The 23,736-nt window shown below is 67.4% G+C and carries 22 protein-coding genes; 8 read left to right on the top strand and 14 right to left on the bottom strand.

Translation table 11 applies throughout. The features are described 5' to 3' along the window. Positions 1–80 precede the first annotated feature (80 nt). Positions 81–602 (top strand): SixA phosphatase family protein, encoded by a 522-nt coding sequence (locus AC4LGL_RS32435; protein ID WP_491842340.1) that lies wholly within the window; start codon positions 81–83, stop codon positions 600–602. On the opposite strand, the gene AC4LGL_RS32430 is transcribed toward AC4LGL_RS32435, so the two are convergent. Together AC4LGL_RS32430 and AC4LGL_RS32425 are read right to left on the bottom strand one after the other, a co-directional pair. Beyond that, positions 599–1,144, bottom strand: a complete 546-nt coding sequence (locus AC4LGL_RS32430) for a DUF3558 domain-containing protein (protein WP_491842339.1) — start codon at positions 1,142–1,144, stop codon at positions 599–601. The genes AC4LGL_RS32435 and AC4LGL_RS32430 overlap by 4 nt on opposite strands. Further along, positions 1,144–1,737: a DUF3558 domain-containing protein gene (locus AC4LGL_RS32425; protein ID WP_491842338.1), complete on the bottom strand. Its 594-nt coding sequence runs from the start codon at positions 1,735–1,737 to the stop codon at positions 1,144–1,146. Before AC4LGL_RS32425 ends, AC4LGL_RS32430 begins: the two co-directional genes overlap by 1 nt. Before the next feature lie 116 nt (positions 1,738–1,853). Between AC4LGL_RS32425 and AC4LGL_RS32420 the strand changes: the two genes are divergently transcribed. Genes AC4LGL_RS32420 through AC4LGL_RS32410 form a run of 3 tightly spaced genes read left to right on the top strand, consistent with a single transcriptional unit; the run spans position 1,854 to position 7,690 of the window. After that, the gene (locus tag AC4LGL_RS32420) at positions 1,854–3,599 is read left to right on the top strand and encodes an ABC transporter ATP-binding protein (protein WP_491842337.1); all 1,746 of its coding nucleotides are present in this window, start codon (positions 1,854–1,856) and stop codon (positions 3,597–3,599) included. Next, a complete protein-coding gene (locus tag AC4LGL_RS32415) occupies positions 3,596–5,488 on the top strand; it encodes an ABC transporter ATP-binding protein (protein WP_491842336.1) in 1,893 nt (630 codons plus the stop codon). Before AC4LGL_RS32420 ends, AC4LGL_RS32415 begins: the two co-directional genes overlap by 4 nt. Before the next feature lie 36 nt (positions 5,489–5,524). After that, positions 5,525–7,690, top strand: a complete 2,166-nt coding sequence (locus AC4LGL_RS32410; RefSeq protein ID WP_491842335.1) for a molybdopterin-containing oxidoreductase family protein — start codon at positions 5,525–5,527, stop codon at positions 7,688–7,690. On the opposite strand, the gene abmR is transcribed toward AC4LGL_RS32410, so the two are convergent. Beyond that, complete coding sequence (gene abmR, locus AC4LGL_RS32405) at positions 7,687–8,226, bottom strand: ATP-binding transcription factor AbmR (protein WP_491842334.1); 540 nt, start codon at positions 8,224–8,226, stop codon at positions 7,687–7,689. The two genes, AC4LGL_RS32410 and abmR, sit on opposite strands and share 4 nt — an antisense overlap. A gap of 77 nt (positions 8,227–8,303) precedes the next feature. Beyond that, positions 8,304–8,507 carry a hypothetical protein gene (locus AC4LGL_RS32400; RefSeq protein WP_055116284.1) on the bottom strand — a complete coding sequence of 68 codons (204 nt, stop codon included), beginning with the start codon at positions 8,505–8,507 and terminating at the stop codon, positions 8,304–8,306. A gap of 76 nt (positions 8,508–8,583) precedes the next feature. On the opposite strand from AC4LGL_RS32400, the gene AC4LGL_RS32395 reads away from it, so the two are divergent. Continuing rightward, positions 8,584–9,468 (top strand): AIM24 family protein, encoded by an 885-nt coding sequence (locus AC4LGL_RS32395; protein ID WP_491842333.1) that lies wholly within the window; start codon positions 8,584–8,586, stop codon positions 9,466–9,468. Here the strand turns inward: AC4LGL_RS32395 and AC4LGL_RS32390 are convergent. The 6 genes from AC4LGL_RS32390 to AC4LGL_RS32365 all read right to left on the bottom strand — a co-directional run bounded on the left by AC4LGL_RS32390 (position 9,449) and on the right by AC4LGL_RS32365 (position 15,494). Then, positions 9,449–10,708, bottom strand: coding sequence for an MFS transporter (locus AC4LGL_RS32390; protein ID WP_491842332.1), 1,260 nt, complete (start codon positions 10,706–10,708; stop codon positions 9,449–9,451). The genes AC4LGL_RS32395 and AC4LGL_RS32390 overlap by 20 nt on opposite strands. Continuing rightward, complete coding sequence (locus tag AC4LGL_RS32385; RefSeq protein WP_491842331.1) at positions 10,705–11,793, bottom strand: PLP-dependent cysteine synthase family protein; 1,089 nt, start codon at positions 11,791–11,793, stop codon at positions 10,705–10,707. The genes AC4LGL_RS32390 and AC4LGL_RS32385 overlap by 4 nt, the downstream gene beginning before the upstream one ends. 71 nt (positions 11,794–11,864) lie before the next feature. Next, positions 11,865–12,248, bottom strand: coding sequence for a putative copper homeostasis (lipo)protein LpqS (gene lpqS / locus AC4LGL_RS32380; RefSeq protein WP_491842330.1), 384 nt, complete (start codon positions 12,246–12,248; stop codon positions 11,865–11,867). Then, entirely contained in the window at positions 12,245–14,461 is a 2,217-nt protein-coding gene (locus tag AC4LGL_RS32375) for a heavy metal translocating P-type ATPase (RefSeq protein WP_491842329.1), read from the bottom strand. The genes lpqS and AC4LGL_RS32375 overlap by 4 nt, the downstream gene beginning before the upstream one ends. Further along, positions 14,458–15,273 carry a DUF8832 domain-containing protein gene (locus AC4LGL_RS32370; protein ID WP_491842328.1) on the bottom strand — a complete coding sequence of 272 codons (816 nt, stop codon included), beginning with the start codon at positions 15,271–15,273 and terminating at the stop codon, positions 14,458–14,460. Before AC4LGL_RS32370 ends, AC4LGL_RS32375 begins: the two co-directional genes overlap by 4 nt. A gap of 14 nt (positions 15,274–15,287) precedes the next feature. Next, entirely contained in the window at positions 15,288–15,494 is a 207-nt protein-coding gene (locus tag AC4LGL_RS32365) for a heavy-metal-associated domain-containing protein (RefSeq protein ID WP_491842327.1), read from the bottom strand. Between the two features lie 98 nt (positions 15,495–15,592). Here AC4LGL_RS32365 and AC4LGL_RS32360 point away from each other — a divergent pair, with 98 nt between their 5' ends. Both AC4LGL_RS32360 and AC4LGL_RS32355 read left to right on the top strand, forming a co-directional pair. Continuing rightward, entirely contained in the window at positions 15,593–16,309 is a 717-nt protein-coding gene (locus tag AC4LGL_RS32360) for a response regulator (protein ID WP_491842326.1), read from the top strand. Beyond that, the gene (locus tag AC4LGL_RS32355; protein WP_491842325.1) at positions 16,306–17,409 is read left to right on the top strand and encodes a HAMP domain-containing sensor histidine kinase; all 1,104 of its coding nucleotides are present in this window, start codon (positions 16,306–16,308) and stop codon (positions 17,407–17,409) included. Before AC4LGL_RS32360 ends, AC4LGL_RS32355 begins: the two co-directional genes overlap by 4 nt. On the opposite strand, the gene AC4LGL_RS32350 is transcribed toward AC4LGL_RS32355, so the two are convergent. The 4 genes from AC4LGL_RS32350 to AC4LGL_RS32335 all read right to left on the bottom strand — a co-directional run bounded on the left by AC4LGL_RS32350 (position 17,406) and on the right by AC4LGL_RS32335 (position 21,717). Beyond that, a complete protein-coding gene (locus AC4LGL_RS32350; RefSeq protein WP_491842324.1) occupies positions 17,406–18,065 on the bottom strand; it encodes a DUF305 domain-containing protein in 660 nt (219 codons plus the stop codon). The genes AC4LGL_RS32355 and AC4LGL_RS32350 overlap by 4 nt on opposite strands. A gap of 63 nt (positions 18,066–18,128) precedes the next feature. Then, positions 18,129–19,226, bottom strand: a complete 1,098-nt coding sequence (locus tag AC4LGL_RS32345) for an adenylate/guanylate cyclase domain-containing protein (protein ID WP_491842323.1) — start codon at positions 19,224–19,226, stop codon at positions 18,129–18,131. A 4-nt stretch (positions 19,227–19,230) separates the two neighbouring features. Beyond that, the gene (locus AC4LGL_RS32340; RefSeq protein WP_491842322.1) at positions 19,231–20,511 is read right to left on the bottom strand and encodes a GAF domain-containing protein; all 1,281 of its coding nucleotides are present in this window, start codon (positions 20,509–20,511) and stop codon (positions 19,231–19,233) included. Positions 20,512–20,661: 150 nt separating this feature from the next. Further along, the gene (locus tag AC4LGL_RS32335) at positions 20,662–21,717 is read right to left on the bottom strand and encodes a 2,3-butanediol dehydrogenase (RefSeq protein ID WP_491842321.1); all 1,056 of its coding nucleotides are present in this window, start codon (positions 21,715–21,717) and stop codon (positions 20,662–20,664) included. 153 nt (positions 21,718–21,870) lie between these two features. Between AC4LGL_RS32335 and AC4LGL_RS32330 the strand changes: the two genes are divergently transcribed. After that, positions 21,871–23,700, top strand: coding sequence for a flavin-containing monooxygenase (locus tag AC4LGL_RS32330; protein ID WP_491842320.1), 1,830 nt, complete (start codon positions 21,871–21,873; stop codon positions 23,698–23,700). Positions 23,701–23,736 lie beyond the last annotated feature (36 nt).

Genomic DNA, 23,736 nt, shown 5'->3' with positions numbered 1-23,736 from the left:
CATCTTCCGAGCAAGGCGAGTGTAGGACTGGCAGCCGACAAGTCCGGGGACCTGCGGCGGCATGGCCTAACCTGGTTGGAATGGCCGACCCGATCAGTCCGATCAGAACCCTGCTGCTGATGCGCCACGCCAAGTCGGACTATCCCGAGGGCGTCACCGACCACGACCGCCCGCTGGCGGCGCGCGGGATCAGGGAGGCCGGGCTGGCCGGGGACTGGATCCGGGCCAACTTCGCCGAGGTGGACGCGGTGCTCTGCTCGACGGCCACCCGGACCCGTCAGACCTTGGAACGCACCGGCATCGAGGCGCCCGTGCAATACGCCGAGCGCATCTACGACGCCAGGCCGGGCACCGTCATCGACGAGATCAACGGTGTCGCGTCACGTTTCGGCACCGAGCCCTCGACGGTCCTGGTGATCGGGCACGAGCCGGCCATGTCCGCCGTTGCCCTGGGCCTGGCAGACGGTTCCAACCGCACTGCGGCGGAGAGCATTTCGCTGAAGTTCCCGACATCGGCCATCGCGGTGCTGCGGACCAGCGACCCCTGGGAGCAGCTCGCGCTCGGCGGCGCGACACTGGTGCGCTTCCACGTACCCCGCTAGGAGTTGGTGGCCAGCGTCAACTCCATCAGCTTGATGGCCATCGGGCAGGCATCGATCCCGGGCGCCTGCGGATTGACCCACCAGCCGACCACGCCTGCCGCGTCACTGGCGACACCGCACGCCCCGTTGAGCCCGTTGGGCTTCATGATGATCGAATCGACACCGGCGATCCGACGCTGTTCGATCGCGTACTGCAGCTTCTCGGCCGTCTGACGCTCGTTGTCCAGGCTGCCCTGCTCGTACCAGAATCGGGTGATGTCGACGAGGCCGGCCGGGTTGGCCGCCTGCCAGCGACACACCGCGCCGACGAAGGTGCTCTGGATGTCGAGCGGGTCGGCACCCACCGTCTTGGCCAGGATGTCCGTGGTCAGGACGTCGCATTCCTTGAGCAGGTTGGGGTACGTCTTCTCGGACTTGTTGTTACTGGGGCCGCCGCTGGACCCTTCCTTGGCTGCGGCGCCGTCCACGGTGCGCGTGCACCCGGTCAGCCCGGCGAACACGGCCAGCACAGCGAGCGCTCCGGCAGCCCCACGTCGCGTCATCATTTGGAATTCACAATCGACTGGCGGGTCAGCTCCTTGGCGACCTCGCACGGATCGGGATAGGGCTTCTGGTCGAAGCTCACGGACCACTCGATGAAATCGTCGTCGAACTGGATGCCGATCTCACACAGGTTGACGTCGCCGGCCTTGAGCGGGTTCTCCCCGACCGCGATGAAGCCGCCGTGACCCTCGATGTTGATGTCCTCCACGCTGGTCCGCGACAGCTCCTCCGTCTTACGTTCCCGGCCGATCGGGCTGCCCCGGAACCAGGTGAAGGAGAAGTGGGGTCCCAGGATGCTGCCACCCTGCAACCACTGGCAGCCCGAGGAATTGGTCGCGGTGTTGACCAGCCCCTGGACCTGGGTCAACTCCGTCACCGTCTGGTCGGTCACGCCGCCGCAGTGCGGAAAGTGGGGGCCGTGCTGACCCGTGCCACCGGCACTCGGCGACTCGCTCTGCGGAACCTGGGGTGTCGCGGGCTCGTCAGTCGAGCACCCGGCGAACACCGGGACCATTGCCGCAGCCAATACCGCCAAGGCTCTGGCATTGCGGAGTAGTGGCTTGGTGGCCGTGCGGACCGTCACGCCATGCACTGTAGCTGTAACACCTATGCCCCACACCGGCATACCGACTGACCTGGACTTTCACCGAGCCGGACACGGCAGCGGCTGGACACGACCCACAGCGGCCGGTGTGCAAGAGTAGCCAGATGCTCTGGGCGCTGCTGCGACAGTATGTGCGGCCGTACCGGCGGCTGCTCGCCATCGTCGCGGCGCTTCAGGTGATCAGCACCCTGGCGTCGCTCTATCTGCCGACGGTCAACGCCGCGATCATCGACGACGGCGTGGCCAAGGGCGACACCGGGCGCATCGTCGAACTCGGCGGGGTGATGCTCGGTGTCACCGGTCTGCAGGTGGCATGCGCGATCGGTGCGGTGTTCTTCGGATCGCGCGCGGCCATGAGTTTCGGCCGCGACCTGCGTTCGGCGATCTTTCACCACGTCACCACGTTCTCGGCCGAGGAGACCGGCCGCTTCGGCGCCCCGTCGCTGCTGACCCGGACCACCAACGACGTCGGCCAGATCCAGCAGCTGCTGCAGATGACCGCCACCATCCTCATCACCGCCCCGATCATGTCGATCGGCGGAATCCTGATGGCGCTGCACCAGGACGCCGGACTGTCGTGGCTGCTCCTGGTCAGTGTTCCGGTACTGGCCCTGGCGAATTTCTGGATCATCACCCACCTGATGCCGATCTTCCGTCGCATGCAGCGACTGATCGACGGCATCAATCGGGTGATGCGCGACCAACTGTCCGGCATCCGGGTGATCCGCGCGTTTGCGCGCGAACCCTTCGAGCAGCGCCGCTTCGCCGACGCCAACGAGTCCCTGTCGGCCACCGCGCTGGAGGCCGGTCGGTGGCAGGCACTGATGCTGCCCGCCACCACCCTGGTGATCAACGTCTCCAGCGTTGCGCTGATCTGGTTCGGCGGACTGCGCATCGACTCCGGCCACATGCAGGTGGGCTCGCTGATCGCGTTCCTGGCCTACTTCATGCAGATTCTGATGGCCGTGCTGATGGCGACGGTCCTGGCAGTGATGCTTCCGCGCGCGTCGGTTTGCGCCGAGCGGGTCAGCGGTGTGCTGGGCACCCGGCCTCAGATCACCAGCCCACCCGACCCGGTCCGACCGGTGTCCATAGCCGGCGAGATCGAGTTCCACGACGCGTCATTCAGCTATCCCGGCGCCGATCGCCCGGTGCTGCAGCAGGTCTCGATGCGCGTGGAGCGCGGGACCACCACCGCTGTCGTCGGATCCACCGGATCCGGCAAATCCACCCTGCTTGCCATGATCTGCAGGTTCTACGACGTCACCTCGGGCGCGGTCCGCGTCGACGGCGTCGACGTGCGTGAACTGGGCCTCGAACAGCTGTGGTCGTCGATCGGTCTGGTCCCCCAACGCGGCTATCTGTTCTCCGGAACCATTGCCGAGAATCTGCGCTACGGCGCTGCGCCCGGACAGGAACTCACCGACGAACAGATGTGGGAGGCGCTGCGGATCGCGGCGGCCGACGACTTCGTGGCGGCCCACCCCGAGGGGCTGGACCGCTTGGTGGCCCAGGGCGGCATCAATTTCTCGGGCGGGCAGCGCCAACGGCTGGCGATCGCACGTGCGGTGATCCGCAGGCCCGCGATCTACCTGTTCGACGATGCGCTGTCAGCCCTCGATGTGCACACCGATGCCCGGGTACGCACCGCGCTGCGTGAGGTGTCGGCCGACGCCACCGTGGTCATCGTGTCGCAACGGATCTCGACGGTGATCGAGGCCGACCAGGTGGTGGTGGTCGAGGACGGCCGCATCGTCGGCATCGGCACGCACGAGGCGTTGCTCGCCGACTGCCCCACCTACGCCGAGTTCGCGGCGTCGCAGGCCATCACTGCCGGAGATCCGCGATGACCGGCCACGTGCTGCGCCGCTCGGGCACGCCTGTCGCACCGGTCGCGCGCACTCGCGACTTCCGCGGATCGGCCCTTCGGCTGCTCAGGCGCCTGGTGCCGCAACGTGGCCTGGCGATCTCGGTGGTGTTGCTCGGAATGGGTGGCATCGCGATCGGCGTGATCGGCCCCCGGATTCTCGGGCACGCCACCGATCTGCTGTTCAACGGTGTGATCGGTCGCGGACTACCTGCGGGCCTGACCAAGGAGCAGGCCGTAGCGGCCGCCCGGGCCCGCGGCGACACGACGTTCGCCGACCTCCTGTCGGGAATGAACGTGGTTCCCGGCCACGGGGTGGACTTTGCCGCGGTGGCCCGCACCCTGGCCCTGGCGCTGGGCCTGTATCTGCTTGCCGCGGTGCTGGTCTGGCTGCAGGCGCAGTTGCTCAACATCACGGTGCAGCGCACCATGGTGGCGCTGCGGGCCGACGTCGAGGACAAGCTGCACCGACTTCCACTGTCCTACTTCGATTCCCGGCAGCGTGGCGAGGTGCTCAGCCGGGTCACCAACGACATCGACAACATGCAGAGCTCGGTGTCGATGACCATCAGCCAACTACTGACTTCGGTGCTGACCGTGTTCGCGGTGCTGGTGATGATGCTGACCATCTCGCCACTGCTGACCCTGCTCACCGTCGTCACCGTGCCGCTGGCGCTGTGGGCGATCCGCTGGATCACCCGTCGGTCGCAACCGTTGTTCGTGGCGCAGTGGCGCAACACCGGCCGGCTCGCGGCCCACATCGAGGAGACCTACAGCGGTTTCACGATCGTCAAGACCTTCGGGCACCGGGAGGCCGCCCAGCGGAAGTTCGACGAACTCAACGACGAGGTCTACCGGTCCAGCATCGGGGCGCAGTTCTTCTCTGGACTCGTGGGACCGACGACGATGTTCATCGGCAACCTCAGCTACGTGGCCGTCGCCGTGGTGGGCGGGTTGCAGGTGGCGACCGGACAGATCACGCTGGGCAGCATCCAGGCGTTCATCCAGTATGTGCGGCAGTTCAACCAACCGCTGGGCCAGGTGGCCGGGATGTACAACACGCTGCAGTCCGGAATCGCCAGCGCCGAACGGGTCTTCGAACTGCTCGACGCCGACGAACAGTCCTCCGAACCGGTCAGCGCCCTCGAGATCCGCAGCGGCCGGGTCGAATTCGAGCGCGTGAACTTCGGCTACCTGCCGGACACCCCGGTGATCGAGGACCTCTCACTGGTGGCCGAGCCGGGCCGCACCGTGGCGATCGTCGGCCCCACCGGCGCGGGCAAGACCACGTGCGTGAACCTGCTGATGAGGTTCTACGACGTCGATTCCGGCCGGATCCTGATCGACGGTGTGGACATCTCGACGGTGAGCCGGCAATCGCTTCGGTCCTCGATCGGCATGGTGCTGCAAGACACCTGGTTGTTCGGCGGCACCATCTACGACAACATCGCCTATGGCCGGCCCGACGCGTCCGAGGACGAGGTGATCGAGGCGGCCAGGGCAGCCTACGTGGACCGGTTCGTGCACACCCTGCCCAACGGGTACGACACCCGGGTCGACGATGACGGCGGTGCCATCAGCGCCGGTGAGAAGCAGCTGATCACGATCGCCCGTGCGGTGCTGGCCCGGCCGAAGGTGCTCGTACTCGACGAGGCCACCAGCGCAGTGGACACCCGCACCGAACTCCTGATCCAGCAGGCGATGGCCGAATTGCGCCGGGACCGGACGTGTTTCATCATCGCCCACCGACTTTCGACCATCCGGGATGCCGACCTGATCCTGGTGATGGACGCCGGCCGGATCATCGAGCGCGGCACCCACGAAGAGCTCATGTCGCGGCACGGTCGGTACTGGGAGATGACGCAGGTTTAGCACCACAATTCCATTACAAATTGTAGTGTCACTGTAATGACGACCCGTACCGTGCACACGTTCTGCCGGTACTGCCTGGCCTCCTGCGGCCTCGAAGTGACGGTCGAGGACAATCGCGTCGTCAAGATCGGCCCCGACAAGCTCAACCCGCACACCTGGGGTGATTTCTGCGCGAAGGGCCGCACCGCCGGCCAGGTCGTGGAGCACCCGCGGCGCATCGTGGCGCCGATGCGCCGGGTAGGTGATGGCTACGTCGAGGCGAGCTGGGACGAGGCGATCAGCGACATCGCCCAGCGCATGAACCGGATCATCGACGCCGGGGGCCCGGATGCGGTGGCCGCCTACTACGGCAATCCGGCCGGGTACTCGTCCTCGAACCTCGTATTCATGAATGCCTGGTTGGACGCCGTCGGCACGTACAACCGCTACGCGGTCGGCTCGGTGGACCAGAACGCGCTGCACGTGGTGGCCGAAGCCATGTACGGCTCGCCATTGATGGTGCCCGTCTCCGATGTCGACAACTGCGACTACTTCCTGATCATCGGCGCTAATCCGGCTGTGAGCGCGTGGAACTGGGTGGAATCGGTGCCGGGCGGCTGGCGCCGGGCACTGGCCCGCCAGAAGCGGGGCGCCCGCATCGTCGTGGTGGACCCGATCCGCACCGAGAGCGCGCAGGCCGCGGACCTCCATCTGCCCGTGCGTCCCGGTACGGATTGGGCGCTGCTGCTGGCGATGGTCAAGGTGATCCTCGACGAGGGTCGCGAGCACCGCACTGACTGTGCCGAGCTGGCCGTCGGGGTGGCGGACCTACGTGCGCTGACCGCCGGAGCCGACCTCGACGACCTGGCGGCACGCTGCGACGTCGACCGTGACGTGATCGAGCGGGTGGCTCGCGAATTCGCCTCGGCGCCAGGGGCGATGGCCATCACCCGCACCGGGGTCTCGCTCCACGCCGCCGGCACCGTGGCGGAATGGCTCGGGCATGTGCTCAATCTGATCACCGGGCGGATGGACCGTCCGGGTGGTCGTCGCTTCGAGCCGGGCTACGTCGACACGCTGCGGCTGGCGGGTTTGGCGGCCACCCGCCCGCACACCAGCCGGGTGGCGGGGCGTGAGCTGGTCGCCGGGGCCCACGCGTTGGCCGAGCTGCCCGACGAGATCACCACGCCGGGTCGCGGCCAGATCCGTGCCCTGCTGATCAATTCCGGCAACCCGGTGATCTCGGGGCCCGACGGGGCCAGGCTCGACGAGGCCCTGGGCCGGCTCGACCTGCTCGTGGCCATCGATCTGGTGCAACGCGAGAGCCACCGGCACGCGCACTGGCTGCTGCCCGCGGCGCACTGGCTCGAACGCGACGATCTGCTGGCCTTCACCAGCGGTATGCACGACGAGCCGTACGTGCAGTACGGCGGGAAGGCCGTCGAACCACCGGCCGGCGCCCGCGAGGAGTGGCGGGTATTCACCGATCTGGCGCTGGCGATGCGCCGCCCGCTGTTCGGCGCCAAGGGCTTCAACGGGTTCATCCGCGCGACCCGCCGGCTGGCGGAGCGAACCCGACGGCCCGGGTTGGCCTTCGGGCCGCACTGGCTGGACCGGCTGATCATCCTGACCTCGCGCAAGGTCGACGGGCACAAGCTCACCTGGCGCGAGCTCAAAGCCCATCCGCACGGCCTGGTGCTCGGCCCACGGCAGTTCGGCCGCTTCCGCGAGGCGTTGCGCACCCCGGACCACAAGGTCCATGCGGCTCCCGCCGAGTTCGTGGCACGAACCCGTGAACTGCTCGCCACGCCGGATCCCGAAGCACCGGAGGAGTTCCCGTTCCTGCTGGGCAACCGGCGCCGACGGCATTCGATGAATTCGTGGCTGAACGAACTGCCCGGCCTGCATCCGGGCGGCAAGGGAAACGAGGTACTGCTGCACCCGGAGGACGCCGCCGCGCTGGGCATTGCGTCAGGCGACCGGGTTCGGGTGTTCTCACCGACCGGACGGCTGGAGGTGACCGCAGCCCTCAGCGACGGGCCGCGTCGCGGGGTCGTCGTGCTCGATCATGGTTGGGGCTCAGGGGTATTCGACCCCACTCATGGCGGCCCGCCGGACACCTACGGGGTCAACCGCAACCTGCTGGCCGACCGGACATCGATAGATCCGCTGTCGCAGACCTCGGCACTGGGCTCGGTTTACGTGGGAGTCGAGCGACTCTAGGCGCCGGGACCCTCGGCACGTAGATCGTCGACCGCCTTCATGGCGTCACGCAGCTTGTCCAGCCACTCCTCGGTGTGCTGACCGACCAGGCGCACAGACCAGGCCAGCGCGTCCGAGCGGGACCGCGCCACACCGGCATCGACCAGGGTGTCGAGTACCTGACGCTCGGGCTGCTTGAGCCGCGTCATCACCGGTACGGCGATGTGCGTGAACAAGATTCGCTCCACTTCGTCGCCGTCGCCCACCTGGGTGCCTATTTCCACGCCCCAGGAGACCTTCCGGTCGAAACGGCCCTGCGCCTCGTCGGCGATGCGCATGCGCTCACTGCGCGTCTCCTCCCGGAACCGCGAGGCCCGCCCGGAGGCCCGGGCTTTGGTCTCGGCTTCGTCCGGATCAGGAAGCCGGCCGATGACGGTGATCTCTTCACGGTCGACGATCACGGTCGGATCGCCGGTGAACCAGGTGTCGGGCAGTCGGCCCGCGAACCACTCGGCGGCCTCATCCGCAGACCGGCGATGGTGTTGGTGTTTAGTCATGATTACATGATTACACCGTTACACCGCTGGTGGGACGGCGTTCACCACCGGCGAACGCCAATTGTTGGTTTTCCGGTCTAGTTGCGCTTGAGCAGCAGTGCGGCTCCACCCGCCAGCACCAGGGCGACCAGCAGCAACCCCGCCCAGCCTGGGCCGGCGATCCACCACACGGCGCCCAGCACGATGATCACCGGTGACACCGCGAACAGCACCATGCCGGGGTGCTGCTTCAAGACCGCGAGCGCACCCTGGGCACGGAGCGGGTCGATTTCCTTTGCCATGGCACCAGAATGCCAGGGGTTGGCCCCGTTCGTAGCGACACCGCTCAGAGCGGTGCTCCATCTGTAGCCTGAGGCGATGACTGTGAACGGAACCCCGCAACCCGGTTGGCTGCCTGATCCCGAGGGCCGCTACGAATACCGGTGGTGGGACGGACAATCCTGGACCGATCAGGTATCCCATCAGGGCCAGGCCGGCCGCGCGCCGATGGGAGCAGCGCCGCAGCAACAGCAGGCCCAGCAACCGCAGCCGCAGCAGGCACAGGTTCAGGCCCAGCAGTCCCAGGGTGGCGGGTTCGCCGGCATCAGCGGCGAACTCGTCGACGGCCGGTTCAGCGAGAAAGAGGCGACGCCGATCGCCAACCAGAACCGCAAGATGCTGCGGGTCCGTCTGGGTGACCCGTTCATGGCCCGGCAGGGCTCGATGGTCGCCTACCAGGGCAACGTCGACTTCGCCTTCGAAGGCGGCGGCGCATCGAAGTTCATCAAGAAGGCCCTGACCGGTGAAGGCCTTCCGCTGATGCGCTGCCAGGGCTCCGGCGATGTGTTCCTGGCCGATCAAGGTTTCGACGTACACCTGCTGCAGCTGTCCAACTCGGGTCTGTCGATCAGCGGCAAGAACGTGCTGGCCTTCTCGTCGAGCCTGGACTGGAACATCGAACGGGTCCGCGGCGGCAGCATCGCCACCGGCGGCCTGTTCAACACCACACTGCGCGGCACCGGATGGGTGGCGCTGACCACCGACGGCCCACCGGTCGTGCTCGACGCCGCCGAAGCCCCGACCTACGCCGACACCAATGCCGTGGTGGCCTGGTCGGCACACCTTCAGACTCAGCTCAAGACGAGTTTCAAGGCAGGTGCGCTGATCGGCCGGGGCTCCGGCGAGGCCGTGCAGGTCTCGTTCCACGGCAACGGATTTGTGATCGTGCAGCCTTCGGAGGGCGTCACCGTTCCGATGCAGTGAGCGACGCGGGCGCCAGCCTCCCGCCGTCCCTCGTCAACGCGTAGAGCGCCGCCGCGGACACCAGCCCGATCGCTGTGAGGCCCAGCCACACCAGCTCGGCCAGGTCCGCGGCGCGCGCGGCGCCGATCAGCGAACCGGTGGCCAGGTTGCCCAGCAGGATCCCGACGCCGACAACGGTGTTGTAGAACCCGTAGTGGGTGGCGACCAGTCGATCGCCCGACAGCGCCACGACGGTGTCCATCTCGAACGGGAACACCGCGGCCGAGCCCAGCGCCAGCAGCGCCGACGAGACGAGCAGTGCCGCCACCGCAGCGGCCGGCCCGAACCGGTCACCGTCGGGCACCACCGCCATCGGAACGAAGGCCGCCGCCAGCACCAGCAGGCCCACCACCAGGCTGCGCCGCGGCCCCCAGCGGTCGGCGAACCACCGCGTGATCCGTAACTGGCCACCCACCGCGATCAGACCTGATACCACGAATATGGCTGCCACCAGTGCGGTCTCGTTTCCGGGGCGAAGCTGCGCCGCCTGCAGCGGCAATGCCAGATACACCTGGAACGACAGCACGTAAGAGCCGATCATCGCCACTGCGAACATCACGAACCCGCGGTTGGCGACGACGCTGCGCCAGTCCTCCCACACCGAACTCCGCTGCTCTACAGGCGCCGCACGGTGCCGCGGCAGGGCCAGCAACTGAGCCACGGTCAGCACCGCGAACACCCCGGCCGCAACCCCGGCCGTCAGCCGGAAATCGAAGGCCAGCAACGCCATTCCGGCCAGCGGACCCAAGAGGATTCCGGCCTGGTAGAACACGTTGAAGGTGGCGAAGGCCTCGACCCGCCGGTCACCGGCGTCGGCGGCCAGATACGCCCGCACGGCGGGGTTGAACAGGGCTCCGGCGAAACCTGTTGCCGCCGAGGCGATGAGCATCGCCGGCAGCGAGTCCGCGACGACGAGCAGCCCGAACCCCCCGGTGCGCAACAGACACCCCGCGACGATCAGCGGCTTGTATCCCAGCCGGTCGGCCAGCGTGCCGCCGACGATGAACATGCCCTGCTGAGAGAAATTCCGCACGCCCAGCACCAGCCCCACCGCCCACGCGGCCAGGCCGAGCGGCCCGGCCAGATAACCGGCCAGGTACGGCATGAGCATGTAGAAGCCCAGGTTGATGCCGAACTGGTTGACCATCAACAGCCGACTCGGCAGGTCGAAACTGCGGAACTGTGTGATGAGTCCCCTCACTGCGCCACCGCCGTCGGGTCCGTGACCGTCTCGCAGCGGGTCCAGGACTGCACCACGCGATCGCCTGGAGTGTCGATCGTCTCGGGTTCATCGGCCGGTTGGTGATCGAGCAGGCCGAGATCGCGGCAGTAGTCGTCGTTGTACACCGTGTCGAAGTACCGCTGCGGACCGTCGGGGAACACCGCAGCGATCGTGGTGGCCGGCGGATGGTTTCGCGCCGCCCAGCCGGCCACCAGACCGACTGCCCCGACGCTCCATCCCCCGCTGGCGTAGTACGTCGACGCCAGCGTCCGGGCAGCCCACACCGCGTCGGCCGGAGCCACCCAGTGGACCTCGTCGAACGCGCCGTAGTCCACATTGCGGGGATAGATGCTCGAGCCGAGGCCGCGCATGACGCGGGTTGCGGCAGGCTGCCCGAAGATGGTCGAGCCGATCGTGTCCACCCCGATCAGGCGCAGGTCCGGGTTGAATTCCCGCAGCACCCGCGCCACGCCGGCCGAATGCCCGCCCGTACCGACCGAGCAGACCAGCACGTCGACCCGGCCGATCTGGGCGTTCAGTTCCAACGCGAGCGGCCGGTAGGCCTCGACGTTGTCCGGGTTGTTGTATTGGTCCGGGTACCAGGCAGTGTCGTCGGCGGCCAGCAGTTCGGCCACCCGGTCCCGCCGGGCCTGCTGCCAGCCCCCGGTGGGATGTGGTTCGGTGACGGTTGAAACCTCGGCACCGTACGCGGTCAACATGCGCTCGATGATGGGCTCCAGGCCCGGATCGGTCACCAGGGTCACCGGATGGTGATAGATCGTTCCCGCGAAGGCAAGCCCCAGCCCCAATGTGCCACTGGTTGATTCGATGATGCGGCCACCGGGTTGCAGGTCACCTCGAGCCCGGGCCTGCTCCACCATGTGCATGGCAGGGCGGTCCTTCATCCCGCCGGGGTTGAAGCCTTCGAGCTTGGCCCAGAATCCGCGCCCGGGATCGGCGAACGGAGTGGACACCCACAGGGTAGGAGTGTGGCCGACCATGGTGTTGGGCCCACGGTTTCGGCGCAGAACGTGGAATGAACGGGTGGACAGGGCATGGTTCATGGATTCGTCGATTCTGTATCGGACCGCGCAGAGCGCGGCGACTGACCTGGACAGCGTCAAGACGCTGTCTGTCAGCGGCGTGCGATACAGATCCGCAGCAGAAGTGCTTGCCCGGCGAGTGGGATCCGATGACGGTCAGGTGGGCCCCGCGGCGCCCGCACGGCGGCACACCCGCACAGCACCGCGCAGCCGACGATGAGAACAACCATCGAGAATGCCGCCACGGCAAGGTAATTCCTCGGAAGCACGGCGGCGGTGAATCCGTCCGGCATATGCGAAGCGGCATCGTCGCCGATATGAGGATGGTCGAACGTCAACTCACCGCCGTCGACACCGATTGCCGCAGCGACCGGGTGCGGCAGATGCGCCGGGTGATCGTGATTCGTGATCTGGACCAGCCCGGCAAAGGCGGCCGCCCACAGGACGATCCCCATCAAGGCTGCGAGCCACTTCATCGGAAACGTCTCAACCGCAGGCTGTTACTGACCACGAACACCGAAGAGAACGCCATCGCCGCACCGGCAAGCATGGGGTTGAGCAGTCCGGCCGCTGCCAGCGGCAACGCCGCGACGTTGTAGGCGAAGGCCCAGAACAGATTCCCCTTGATGGTGGCCAGCGTGCGCCGGGCCAGCCGGATGGCATCGGCGGCGGCCCGCAGATCACCGCGGACCAGGGTCAGGTCACTGGCCTCGATCGCCACATCGGTGCCGGTCCCCATGGCCAGGCCGAGGTCCGCCTGGGCCAGCGCCGCGGCATCGTTGACACCGTCGCCGACCATGGCCACCACCCGACCCTCGTCCTGCAGCCGTTTGATGACGTCGACCTTGTCCTGCGGCAGTACCTCCGCGTAAACCTCATGTACGCCAACCTGTTCGGCGATCGCATGCGCTGCCGCCTCGTTGTCGCCGGTCAGCATGATCGGCTCAAGGCCGAGGGTGCGCAGCTGCTCGATCGCCTCCTTTGAGGTGGGCTTCACCGCGTCGGCCACCACCAGCACGGCGCGCGCCTGTCCGTCCCACCCCACGGCAATGGCCGTGCGGCCCTGACCCTGCGCCTCGCGCATCGCGGTGTCCAGGTCCGAGGGCAACTGCTGTCCCCAGTCGGCGAGCAGTTGACGTCGCCCGACCACGAGGGCGTGGCCATCGACGACACCTTGCACCCCGAGGCCCGCCACGTTGGCGAAATCCTCGACCGAGGGCAGCTCGCCCAGCTTGTCACGGGCGCCCTTGGCGATGGCCCGCGCGATCGGGTGCTCGGAGCCGTCCTCGACCGCGCCGGCCAGCCGCAGCACCTCTGCGGGATCTTCACCGGCGGTGGTGATCACGTCGAGCAGTGTCATCGCCCCGGTGGTCACCGTCCCGGTCTTGTCCAGCACCACGGTGTCCACGTGGCGGGTCGACTCGAGAACCTCGGGCCCCTTGATCAGGATGCCGAGTTGGGCGCCACGGCCGGTACCGACCAGGAGCGCGGTCGGGGTGGCCAGGCCCAGCGCGCACGGGCAGGCGATGATCAGCACCGCCACCGCGGCGGTGAACGCCGCGGCGACCGATCCGCCGGTGCCCAACCAGAACCCGAGCGTGCCCACCGCGAGCGCGATGACGATCGGCACGAAGACCGCGGACACCCGGTCCGCCAGGCGTTGCGCCTGCGCTTTTCCGGATTGCGCATCCTCGACCAGCTGCGCCATCTGGGCCAGCTGGGTGTCGGATCCGATCCGCTTGGCGCGCACCACGAGCCGGCCGCCGACGTTGACCGTGGCACCGACCACCTGGTCGCCGGCTCCCACTTCGACCGGAACCGATTCGCCGGTGAGCATCGAGGCATCCACCGCCGACGAGCCCTCGACCACCTCACCGTCGGTGGCGATCTTCTCGCCGGGCCGGACTACGAATTCGTCGCCCACAGACAGTGACTCGATGGGAATGCGTTGTTCCGCACCGTCTCGGAGAACCGCGACGTCCTTGGCGCCCAGCTCCAGCAATGCGCGCAGGGCCGCGCCGGCACGCCGCTTGGAACGCGCCTCGAAGTACCGCCCGGCCAGAATGAAGGTGGTGACGCCTGCGGCGACCTCCAGGTAGATGTTGCCGGTGCCGTCGGTCTGCGAAATGGCCAGCGAGAACGGATGCGTCATGCCCGGCATCCCCGCGGTACCCCAGAACAGCGCGTACAGCGACCAGCCGAATGCCGCGATGGTGCCCATCGAGATGAGCGTGTCCATGGTGGCGGTGCCGTGCCGCAGATTCGTCCACGCCGCCCGGTGGAACGGCAGCGCGCCCCACACCACGACCGGCGCGGCCAGGGTCAGCGAGAGCCACTGCCAGTTGGTGAACTGCAGCGCCGGGACCATCGCCATGGCCACCACCGGGATGGTCAGCGCCGCCGAAACCATCAGCCGGGTGCGCAGCGCCGCGGTCGGATCGTCCTCGGGATGGTGCTCTCCCGACTCTGTAGCCGGCAATTGTGCTGTGTAGCCTGCGGTTTCGACGGCTTCGATCAGCTGTTCCGGCGTCACCTCACCCGCGACGTCGACGGTGGCCTTCTCGGTGGCGAAGTTGACCGTCGCGGTGACGCCGTCGAGGTTGTTGAGCTTCCGCTCGATGCGTCCGGCACATGAGGCACACGTCATCCCACCGATCTCCAGTACGACGTGGCCGGTGGCGGTGCTCACGGTGCCCCCTCAACGGTGAATTCGGCGGTGTGCACCGCGTCGCGGTGCTTGAAGTCCAGGAACAACCGGTACTCACCGGCACTGGGAAGTGTGGCGTGGAAGGCGATCTGGGGGCCAGGCGCAGTGGCCGGGTCTGCGGCATCACTCATCGGGTGGACGTGCAGGTACTCCAGATCCGACGCGCGTAGCGCAACCAGGTGCCCGTAGGCGCCCAGGTACGGCTGCAGGTCGGTGACCGGCTTACCGTCCCGGCTGACCGACAGGGTCAGCTCCGAGGGCTGCCCGGCCTTGGCCACCCCGGCAAGGGTGACCGTATACCCGTCGACCGTGGCGCTGTCGGCAGGCGCGGGCAGCGGTTGCGGCTGGTACCTACCGGCGACGGTCAGGTCCGCGCCGAGATTGACCGCACGACCGTCACCCGGCACGAAGTCGGCGAACACCCGGTAGTCCCCGGGCTCGGCCAGATCCAGCGGAACACTCCACGTGCCCGATTCGTCGAGCACCGGATGCACATGCTGATAGCCGGTGAGGTCGCGCCGCACCACGATCAGATGCAGCAACTTTTCGTGGCTCTCGACGTACTCGGTCATCGGCGCGCCTGCGCCGTCGACGATCCGGAACCGCAGCGGCACCGCAGCACCGGACGGGAGCGCAGCCTCATCGAGTTGAAGCGTGTACGCCTCGTTGTGACCGGCGTCGTGGCCGGCGGCCGGGGCACTGCTCGGCGTGACCGCCGAGCCGATCCCGAACGATACGACGAACACCACGACGAGTCCGACGACGAACCCGATGAGCTTCTGCGGCGCACTCATGATCGACGGCAGTTTCAGCCTGCGACGGCGTAGCCGGCCTCGGCGACCGCATCGCTGATGGCGGACGGATCGAGCTGGTTGTCGCTGTCGATGGTGACCAGCCCAGTAGACAGATCGACCTCGACGGTGCGCACGCCGGGAATGCCGCCGACCTCTTCACGCACCGACGTGACGCAGTGCCCGCAAGTCATGCCGGTGACGGTGACAGTCTGGGTATTCATCAATTTCCTCCTGAACCAGCTTGGCAGTCGCCTCATACTATACCCCCCTAGGGTATTAATTTCCCATGGCCCCCGCCCCACTCCTGCACTATGGGCTGATGCAGCACATACCGGGTGGCTACCGGGCCCTGGTGGTCGACGACGAAGCCCCGCTCGCCGAGGTCATCGCCAGCTATCTGACCCGCGACCAATTCGAGGTCACCGTCGCCCACGAAGGGGCCGAGGCGCTGCGCCTGGCCCGTGAGGTCGACCCCGACGTGGTGATCCTGGACCTCGGCCTGCCCGGCATCGACGGCGTGGAAGTCTGCCGGCAATTGCGTACGTTCTCCGACGCCTACGTGGTGATGCTGACCGCCCGCGACACCGAGATGGACACCATCGTCGGTCTGTCGGTGGGCGCCGACGACTACATGACCAAACCGTTCAGCCCGCGGGAACTCGTGGCCAGAGTGCGGGCCATGCTGCGCCGGCCCCGCGTCTCCTCCCCCGCGGCGGTCGACGGCCGGGTGTTCGGCGCCCTGCGCATCGACGTCGACGGCCGCCAGGTTTTCCTCGACGACGAACCGATCATGCTGACGCGCACCGAATTCGACGTGCTTGCCGCCCTGTCGGCCCGACCCGGAGTGGCACTGAGCCGTCGTCAACTCCTCGAATCCGTATGGGAAACCACCTATGTCGGTAACGAACACCTCGTCGACGTCCATATCGGTCACCTCCGCCGCAAACTCGGCGACGACCCGGCCGACCCGCTGTACGTGATCACGGTGCGCGGCGTCGGATACCGCATGGGCACCGGGCAGGACGGCCAGCGATGACCGTCGGCCTGCGCACCCGGCTGCTGTCGGCCCAGGCCCTGGTACTGGTTGCGGGCGCCGGCACCACCGGACTGGTGGCCGCCATCGTCGGGCCGCCGCTGTTCCGCGAACATCTGCACCGCGCAGGGGTTTCCGGCGACTCGGCCGAGCAGATGCACGCCGAGGAGGCCTACGTCTACGCCACGGCCATCTCGATCGCGGTCGCGTCCTGCGTCGCGATACTGGCGGCGCTGATCGTCACCTGGTATGTCGGCAGGCGGCTGCAGCGATCCCTGACCGAGGTGACCCGGGCTGCGACGGCCATCGCCGACGGCCACTACGACTCGCGGGTGCCACCGGCACATCTCGGTGACGAATTCGACTCCCTGGCCAGCTCTTTCAACCAGATGGCCGGACGACTCGAGGCTGTCGACGCCGGCCGCCGCCGGCTGTTCAGCGATCTTGCTCATGAGATCCGCACCCCGGTTTCGGTATTGGAGGCCTACTTCGAGGCCATCGAGGACGGCGTGAGAACCCTCGACCCCGAGACCGTCATGATGCTGCGCCAGCAGACCCACCGACTGGTCCGGTTCGCCGGCGACGCCGCCGCCCTGGCCAAGGCCGAGGAGAGCCCGGCCACCATCACCCCGGTACCGGTGGCGACACACACCGTGGTGGCCGCCGCCGTCGCCGCAGCGCAGGACCGGTTCGACGACAAGGGCGTGACGTTGCGGTCCCAGGTCGCCGAGAACCTGCCGGCGCTGTGGGCCGATCCCCACCGGCTGGCCCAGATTCTGGGCAACCTGCTCGACAACGCGCTGCGACACACCCCGGCCGGAGGACAGGTGACGATCGGCGCCACCACCGGCCCCGAGAGCGGCACCGTCAGGCTGACCGTGACAGATACCGGCGAGGGCATCCCCGCCGAGCACCTGCCCCATGTCTTCGAACGCTTCTACCGGGCCGACACCGCACGCGACCGCGACCACGGCGGGTCTGGCATCGGGCTGGCGATCGTGAAGGCCCTGGTCGAAGGGCACCGCGGACGGATCGAGGTGACCAGCCCGGCGACCGGGTCGGGTACCGGGACCACCTTCACGATCATCCTGCCGACCAGCTAAAGCGAACCCAGAATCTGGCGCATGGTGTCGATCTCCCGCTGCTGCGTCTTCACGATGGTGTGGGCCATCTCGACCGCAGCGGGATACTGACCGTCCTTGATCTCATCCTGAGCCATGGTGATCGCGCCCTCGTGGTGGGCGATCATGTGCGTCAGGTACAGCTTGGCGGCCTCGGCGCCCTGGGCGTTGCGCAGCGCGGTCATGTCGGCCTCCGACACCATGCCCTGCATCGCGGGCATGTCGCCCTGCCCCATGTTGCCGTGGCCCATGTCGCCGTGACCCTGCTGCGGCATCGGCGGCATCGGGGGGTTCCCCCATTGCGTCAACCAGCCCTGCATCTGCGCGATCTCGGGAGCCTGAGCGCCCTTGATCTGGGTGGCCAGTTCGGTCACCCGCGCGTCGATGCCCTGCTTGGCGAGCAGCACGTCGCTCATCTCGACCGCCTGCTGATGGTGCGGAATCATGTGCTGGGCGAACATCACATCGGCGTCGTTGTGCGCCGAATTGTCCGCTTCACCCGGCACTTGTGGGCTCGCCGCCGTCGCCGAGGTGGCGGTGGTCGCATCGGCCGCCCCGTCGGTGGACTGATTGCTACACCCGGCCACCAGGGCCGCCGCCACCACCGCGCCGGCGCCCAGCATCATCAGTTTCGTCATGCCTCAAGGTTCCCCAGGCTCGATGTGGCTGTCCTAGTCGTTCGATGAAGATTCGATAAAGGTCTACGCGATCCGGGCCCGAAACAGCTTGACGTCGTTCTTGACGCCCTTGAGATGGCGGGCTCCGGCGAACGACCAGCTGAACCGGTCCCCCTCGCCAACCGCGGTCCGGGTGGACTCCGCCACGAGCACGGTCCCGGGCCGCGCCGCTCCGGTCACCCGGCTGGCCAGATTCACCGAACCACCGAACCAGTCACCGGCCCGGCTCACCGCAGGTCCGGTCGCCAGCCCGACGCGCAGCCGCGGGAACTCCTCGTCGGTTTCGGTGACCGCCACCAACCGCAGCGCCGCATCCAGAAGCGCCGCCGCGTCGGTACTGACGAGCATCACCGCATCGCCGATCGTCTTGATCAACCGCACCGGTCCGACCGCCACCTCGTGGGCCGCTTCAGCCAGCCGATTCGCCAGCCGCTCAAGGTCTTCGGGCTGCACCACCTCGCCCAGCCGGGTGAACCCCACGATGTCGGCGAACGCGATGGTGACCAGCCGAGCACCAGGCAGCGGAACCCCCTCGGCCCGCTCGGATGCGCTGACCGCCTCGGTCTCCATCGCATGACGCAGCTGCACGAACAGCATGTCGGAGATCATCGGACCGATCAGCGGGGCCGCCTCGGCCACCAACGCCTCACTGGCCTTGGCGGTTTCCAATTCCGTCGCCGCCGGTGTCAATACTGCCGCCAGCGCGGCGTAGCGCATCACCTCGGCGGCCCGGCTGAGCCCCTCGGAGAGCACCCGCGTGATCTGCACGATCTGATCCGGGTCGATACCCAGTTCCAGGAAGCGCTCGGCGAAGCCCACCGCCTCTGCGTCGGCCCGCAACAGCACGGCAGCGTCCGGATCCTCTACCGTCGCCAGCCCCATCGCCCGTTGCAACCGCTGCACCAGCTCGACGTCCAGTCCCGTCTGCTCGCTGATCTCGCGGGTCGACACATAGGTGCCGTCATCTCCGGCCACCCGGCGCGAGGCCAGCAGCATCGGGGTGCCGGCCTGGCGGATCTGGTCGGCGCTGATGCCCCGAGCCAGAAGCCATTCGACCAGCTCGGCACGCTGCGCGCCGGCCTCGCCGTCGAGTCCGTCCAGGAGTGTGGGGTCGGCCGTCATCAGGTCAAGGTATACCGCGCACCGCATGAACCGCCGGAGCCGTCGACGCGGTGAGCAGCATCGACATGTCCTGTGGGTACCGAACGTCCACGACCACCGAATCCCCGAACCGGTAGGGCCTACCCGCCACGAGGCCGGCGAACTGCTTACGCAGACGCGACATTTCGGCACGCACGGTCACCACTCGCGACCGGTCACCGTAGAGATCCTCGGCGAGTTCGGGTGCCGACCGGCCCTGCTCGCTGGTCGCCAGAACCAGCAGGATCTCGGCATGACGGCTGGAGATGCTGCGCCGCCAATTGCCGAACTGGCCGGCCATCTCCAGCGACGGCTCCCCGTCGCGCAGGTCGAGGATGACCTTCGATGGCGCCGCAGTGGACTCGGCGTCGTCCGCCACCCGGACCAGCCACCCGCCCGGCAACGATTCCACATCGCACATGCCCAGTGGCGGGATCCACACACGGCCGGGTAAACCGTTCTCGGGTAACAGGATCCGATTGTGCATGGGTAATGACGCGACCGCCGCCACCCATCCCTCGGCGTCGACCGCCAGCGCCGGACCCCCCACCCTGGCCAGCATCGGCGCGGCGACGGTGCGCAGCTGGTTCAACGTTCGGTCGTGCGCTTCGCGGAGCTGGGATTCGGCCAGCCGCGCCACCAGATCCACCAGGGCCACCGTCGTCGGGTGCACCGTCGGAGCCGGGCCCGACACGTCGACCACCCCGATCACCTGCCCGGTGCGCGGATCGCGGATCGGGGCGCCGGCGCACGTCCACGGGTGGTGACTGCGCAGGAAGTGCTCGGCCGAGAAGATCTGCACCGCACGATGTGAGGCCAGCGCGGTGCCGATACCGTTGGTGCCCACCGCGTTCTCACTCCACGACGCACCCTCGATGAAACCCAGCCGGTCGGCGAGGCCCAGCACCCGCGGCGATCCGGACCGCCACAGCACCCGACCGCGGGCATCGGCGATGACCAGGATGTTGTCGCCCTCTTCGATCACCGATTCGAGCCCGCGCGTGACCTCGTCGAGTACCGACATCAGTCCCGACTGTTGCCTGAGCAAGTCCAGTCCGGTGGTCTCGACGCGAGGCGGGATGTGATGGTCGGGGTTGATCCCCTTGGCCCGCAACCGGTTCCAGGAATCTTCGATCACCGAGCGCGGACGCGCGGGCGCCCGGTCACCTGACATGGTCGCGTCGTAGACGGCCGACAACAGCATCGCGTAACGCCGCGGGTCCTCACCGGAGGAAACCGCGGGCTCAGGTACCGACGAACCAGCCATCACCGCCGATTGTGCTCCACATCACAACATGACGCCACGACAACCCACCGATCCACAAACTAACCGTCACGTCAAATCCACCCGAGGATCGGCTACACGCTCGAATGTTTTTGCTTTGTCAGCTATTTCAGGCCACCCTGCCCTGCGATGTCACGATGCGCCTGCGCTCGGGTCGACCAGAACCTTCATCTTCTTACCTGCGTGCAGAGCCTCGAATCCCTCGTCGATCACGTCGTCGATGGCAATGGGAGTAACCCACCCCTTCGGGTCGTACAGCCCCTGCGCCATGAGATCGATGACCGCCTCGAAGTCGGCCGAGGTGTAGCACAGTGAGCCCTGGATCCGGGATTCGTTCATCACCAGGTTGAGCAGCGGTGTCGCAAGCGGTTTCTCGTAGATCGCAACACTGATCGTCGGCCTGCGCGCCCCCACGCATGCTGTCGCCGCGGCGATCGCCGGCGCGACCCCGGCGGCGTCGTACGCCGCGTCGGCACCCCGGCCGTCGGTGCGATCGGCGATGAACGCGGGAACATCGGTGGCGGTCGGATCCAGGGTCCTCGCCCCGAGCGTCTCGATCGCCGCACGCCGGGTGGGCGACGGCTCCACCACGAACACCTCGTCGAGCCCCTTGCCGCGCAGCGCAAACCAGAGCCCGATGCCGATCGGTCCGGCCCCGAAGATCACGGCGGTGTGCAGCGGACCGACCTCCCCGAGGGTTGCGGCGTGGTAGGCCACCGACATCGGTTCGACCAACGCGCCCAGCTCGAGCGACACGTTGTCGGGCAGTCGGTGCAACATGTCGGCCGGAACGACGGTGTACTCGGCCATGCCTCCGTCGGACATCAGTCCGTGGAAACCGATCTGCTGGCAGATGTTGTAGGTGCCGGCCCGGCACGGCGCGCAATTGCCGCATCGGTAAATGGGCTCGATCGCTACCCGGTCGCCGGGTGCATACCCGGTGACACCGGCGCCCACCTCGGTGATGGTTCCGGAGAACTCGTGCCCCATGGTCAGCGGCAACTGCCTGCCGGTCAACGGATGCGGTTCGGTGGGCACAAAAATCGGGCCCGCATAATATTCGTGCAGGTCAGTGCCACAGATTCCATTGAAACCGACTTTGATCTTGACGGTGCCGGGGGTGGGGTCGGGCTCCGGGACATCGGCGATCTCGACCTTGTTCGGCCCGTAGTACACGGCTGCTTTCATGGTGGATGTTTCTAGGCCCATGCCCCTGCATGTCGTAAGGGTTGCAAGGCGTTGCGATGTCTTCCCGCAGGTCTTTTCGCACGCAAATGCCTGTGCGGATGCAACCCCGTGCAACCCTTGTTGCGGTCTTTGACACGGTGTGGGCTGGGCCACATGACACAGACCACCGCCGCACCGCTGACCACACTGTCACCCCAGGAACGGGTTGACACCTGGCTGGCCGACTTCGAGTCCGCGCTCGCTGACCGGGACATCGAACGCGTCGTGGGGAAGTTCGCGACCGACAGCTTCTGGCGGGATCTGGTCGCATTCACCTGGAACCTCAAGACCTTCGAGGGCCACGAGGGCATCACAGAAATGCTGGCCGCGCGGTTGAACGACACCGACCCCTCGGGATTCCGGACGGCGGAAACCCCCACCGAGGACTTCGACGGCGAGCACGTCATCACCTCGGCATTCATCGAATTCGAGACCTCGGCGGGTCGCGGCAAGGGCCACCTGCGGCTGCGCGACGAACTGGGCTGGACCCTGCTGACCACGCTGCAGGAACTCAAGGGCCACGAGGAACGCAAAGGCACCAACCGGCCGTTGGGCGCAACACACGGCTCAGATCCCGACACCCGTTCGTGGTCCGAGAAGCGTCTCGACGAGGAGCTGACCCTGGGCTACTCCGAACAGCCGTACACCCTGGTCATCGGCGGTGGGCAGGGCGGCATCGCCCTCGGCGCCAGGCTGCGCCAACTCGGTGTGCCCGCCATCGTGGTCGATCAACACGAACGCCCCGGCGATCAGTGGCGCAAACGCTACAAGTCGCTGTGCCTGCACGACCCGGTCTGGTACGACCACCTGCCGTATCTGCCCTTCCCGACGAACTGGCCGGTGTTCGCCCCCAAGGACAAGATCGGCGACTGGCTGGAGTTCTACACCCGGGTGATGGAAGTGCCCTACTGGAGCTCGACCACCTGCCTGTCCGCCACCTACGACGAAGCCGAAAAGCGATGGACCGTCGAGGTCAATCGCAACGGCGAAGCGGTGACCCTGCGGCCCGTGCAGCTCGTGCTGGCAACCGGGATGTCGGGCAAGCCCAACATCCCCACGCTGGCGGGCCAGGAAGTGTTCCTGGGCGAGCAGCACCATTCCAGCCACCACCCCGGCCCGGACCGATACGTCGGCAAGCGCGCCGTGGTGATCGGCGCCAACAACTCCGCCCACGACATCTGTAAGGCGTTGTACGAGAACGACGTCGACGTGACGATGGTCCAGCGATCCTCTACCCACATCGTCAAGTCGGAGTCGCTCATGGAGCTGGGTCTGGGCGCCCTGTACTCGGAACGCGCAGTGGCTGCCGGAATGACCACCGAAAAAGCGGATCTGACCTTCGCATCGCTGCCGTATGCCATCATGGCCGACTTCCAGCGGCCTATCTACGACGCGATCCGCCAGCGCGACAAGGACTTCTACGCGCGACTGGAGGCCGCCGGGTTCGACCTGGACTTCGGCGACGACGACTCCGGCCTGTTCATGAAATACCTCCGCCGCGGCTCGGGCTACTACATCGACGTCGGCGCCTGCGAACTGGTCGCCGACGGCAGCATCAAACTCGCCCACGGTGAGGTCGACCGGCTGACCGAAGACTCGGTGATCCTGGCCGACGGCACCGAACTTCCCGCCGATGTCGTGGTGTACGCCACCGGGTTCGGATCGATGAACGGCTGGGCGGCAGACCTGATCAGCCAGGAAGTCGCCGACCGGATCGGCAAGGTGTGGGGTCTGGGCTCCGGCACCACCAAGGACCCCGGTCCATGGGAAGGCGAACAACGCAACATGTGGAAGCCCACCCAACAGCCCAACCTGTGGCTGCACGGCGGCAATCTGCACCAATCCCGGCACTATTCGCTGTATCTGGCGTTGCAGCTCAAGGCCCGCTACGAAGGCCTGGACACGCCGGTGTACGGACTGCAGGAGGTCCATCACCTGAGCTGACGACTTACGACATGGCGCCCCGAACGTGACTCCCCC

Source organism: Mycolicibacterium arcueilense, assembly GCF_058536225.1.
The sequence above is the reverse complement of the archived record's forward strand: the minus strand, read 5'-3'. Positions and strand labels throughout refer to the sequence as shown.

Excerpts from the sequence above, each read along its gene's own strand:
- AC4LGL_RS32435 (WP_491842340.1), top strand. The coding sequence starts at position 81 with ATGGCCGACCCGATCAGTCCGATCAGAACCCTGCTGCTGATGCGCCAC.
- AC4LGL_RS32430 (WP_491842339.1), bottom strand. The coding sequence starts at position 1,144 with ATGACGCGACGTGGGGCTGCCGGAGCGCTCGCTGTGCTGGCCGTGTTC.
- AC4LGL_RS32420 (WP_491842337.1), top strand. The coding sequence starts at position 1,854 with ATGCTCTGGGCGCTGCTGCGACAGTATGTGCGGCCGTACCGGCGGCTG.
- AC4LGL_RS32415 (WP_491842336.1), top strand. The coding sequence starts at position 3,596 with ATGACCGGCCACGTGCTGCGCCGCTCGGGCACGCCTGTCGCACCGGTC.
- AC4LGL_RS32410 (WP_491842335.1), top strand. The coding sequence starts at position 5,525 with ATGACGACCCGTACCGTGCACACGTTCTGCCGGTACTGCCTGGCCTCC.
- abmR (WP_491842334.1), bottom strand. The coding sequence starts at position 8,226 with ATGACTAAACACCAACACCATCGCCGGTCTGCGGATGAGGCCGCCGAG.
- AC4LGL_RS32400 (WP_055116284.1), bottom strand. The coding sequence starts at position 8,507 with ATGGCAAAGGAAATCGACCCGCTCCGTGCCCAGGGTGCGCTCGCGGTC.
- AC4LGL_RS32395 (WP_491842333.1), top strand. The coding sequence starts at position 8,584 with ATGACTGTGAACGGAACCCCGCAACCCGGTTGGCTGCCTGATCCCGAG.
- AC4LGL_RS32385 (WP_491842331.1), bottom strand. The coding sequence starts at position 11,793 with ATGAACCATGCCCTGTCCACCCGTTCATTCCACGTTCTGCGCCGAAAC.
- lpqS (WP_491842330.1), bottom strand. The coding sequence starts at position 12,248 with ATGAAGTGGCTCGCAGCCTTGATGGGGATCGTCCTGTGGGCGGCCGCC.
- AC4LGL_RS32370 (WP_491842328.1), bottom strand. The coding sequence starts at position 15,273 with ATGAGTGCGCCGCAGAAGCTCATCGGGTTCGTCGTCGGACTCGTCGTG.
- AC4LGL_RS32365 (WP_491842327.1), bottom strand. The coding sequence starts at position 15,494 with ATGAATACCCAGACTGTCACCGTCACCGGCATGACTTGCGGGCACTGC.
- AC4LGL_RS32360 (WP_491842326.1), top strand. The coding sequence starts at position 15,593 with ATGCAGCACATACCGGGTGGCTACCGGGCCCTGGTGGTCGACGACGAA.
- AC4LGL_RS32355 (WP_491842325.1), top strand. The coding sequence starts at position 16,306 with ATGACCGTCGGCCTGCGCACCCGGCTGCTGTCGGCCCAGGCCCTGGTA.
- AC4LGL_RS32350 (WP_491842324.1), bottom strand. The coding sequence starts at position 18,065 with ATGACGAAACTGATGATGCTGGGCGCCGGCGCGGTGGTGGCGGCGGCC.
- AC4LGL_RS32345 (WP_491842323.1), bottom strand. The coding sequence starts at position 19,226 with ATGACGGCCGACCCCACACTCCTGGACGGACTCGACGGCGAGGCCGGC.
- AC4LGL_RS32340 (WP_491842322.1), bottom strand. The coding sequence starts at position 20,511 with ATGGCTGGTTCGTCGGTACCTGAGCCCGCGGTTTCCTCCGGTGAGGAC.
- AC4LGL_RS32335 (WP_491842321.1), bottom strand. The coding sequence starts at position 21,717 with ATGAAAGCAGCCGTGTACTACGGGCCGAACAAGGTCGAGATCGCCGAT.
- AC4LGL_RS32330 (WP_491842320.1), top strand. The coding sequence starts at position 21,871 with ATGACACAGACCACCGCCGCACCGCTGACCACACTGTCACCCCAGGAA.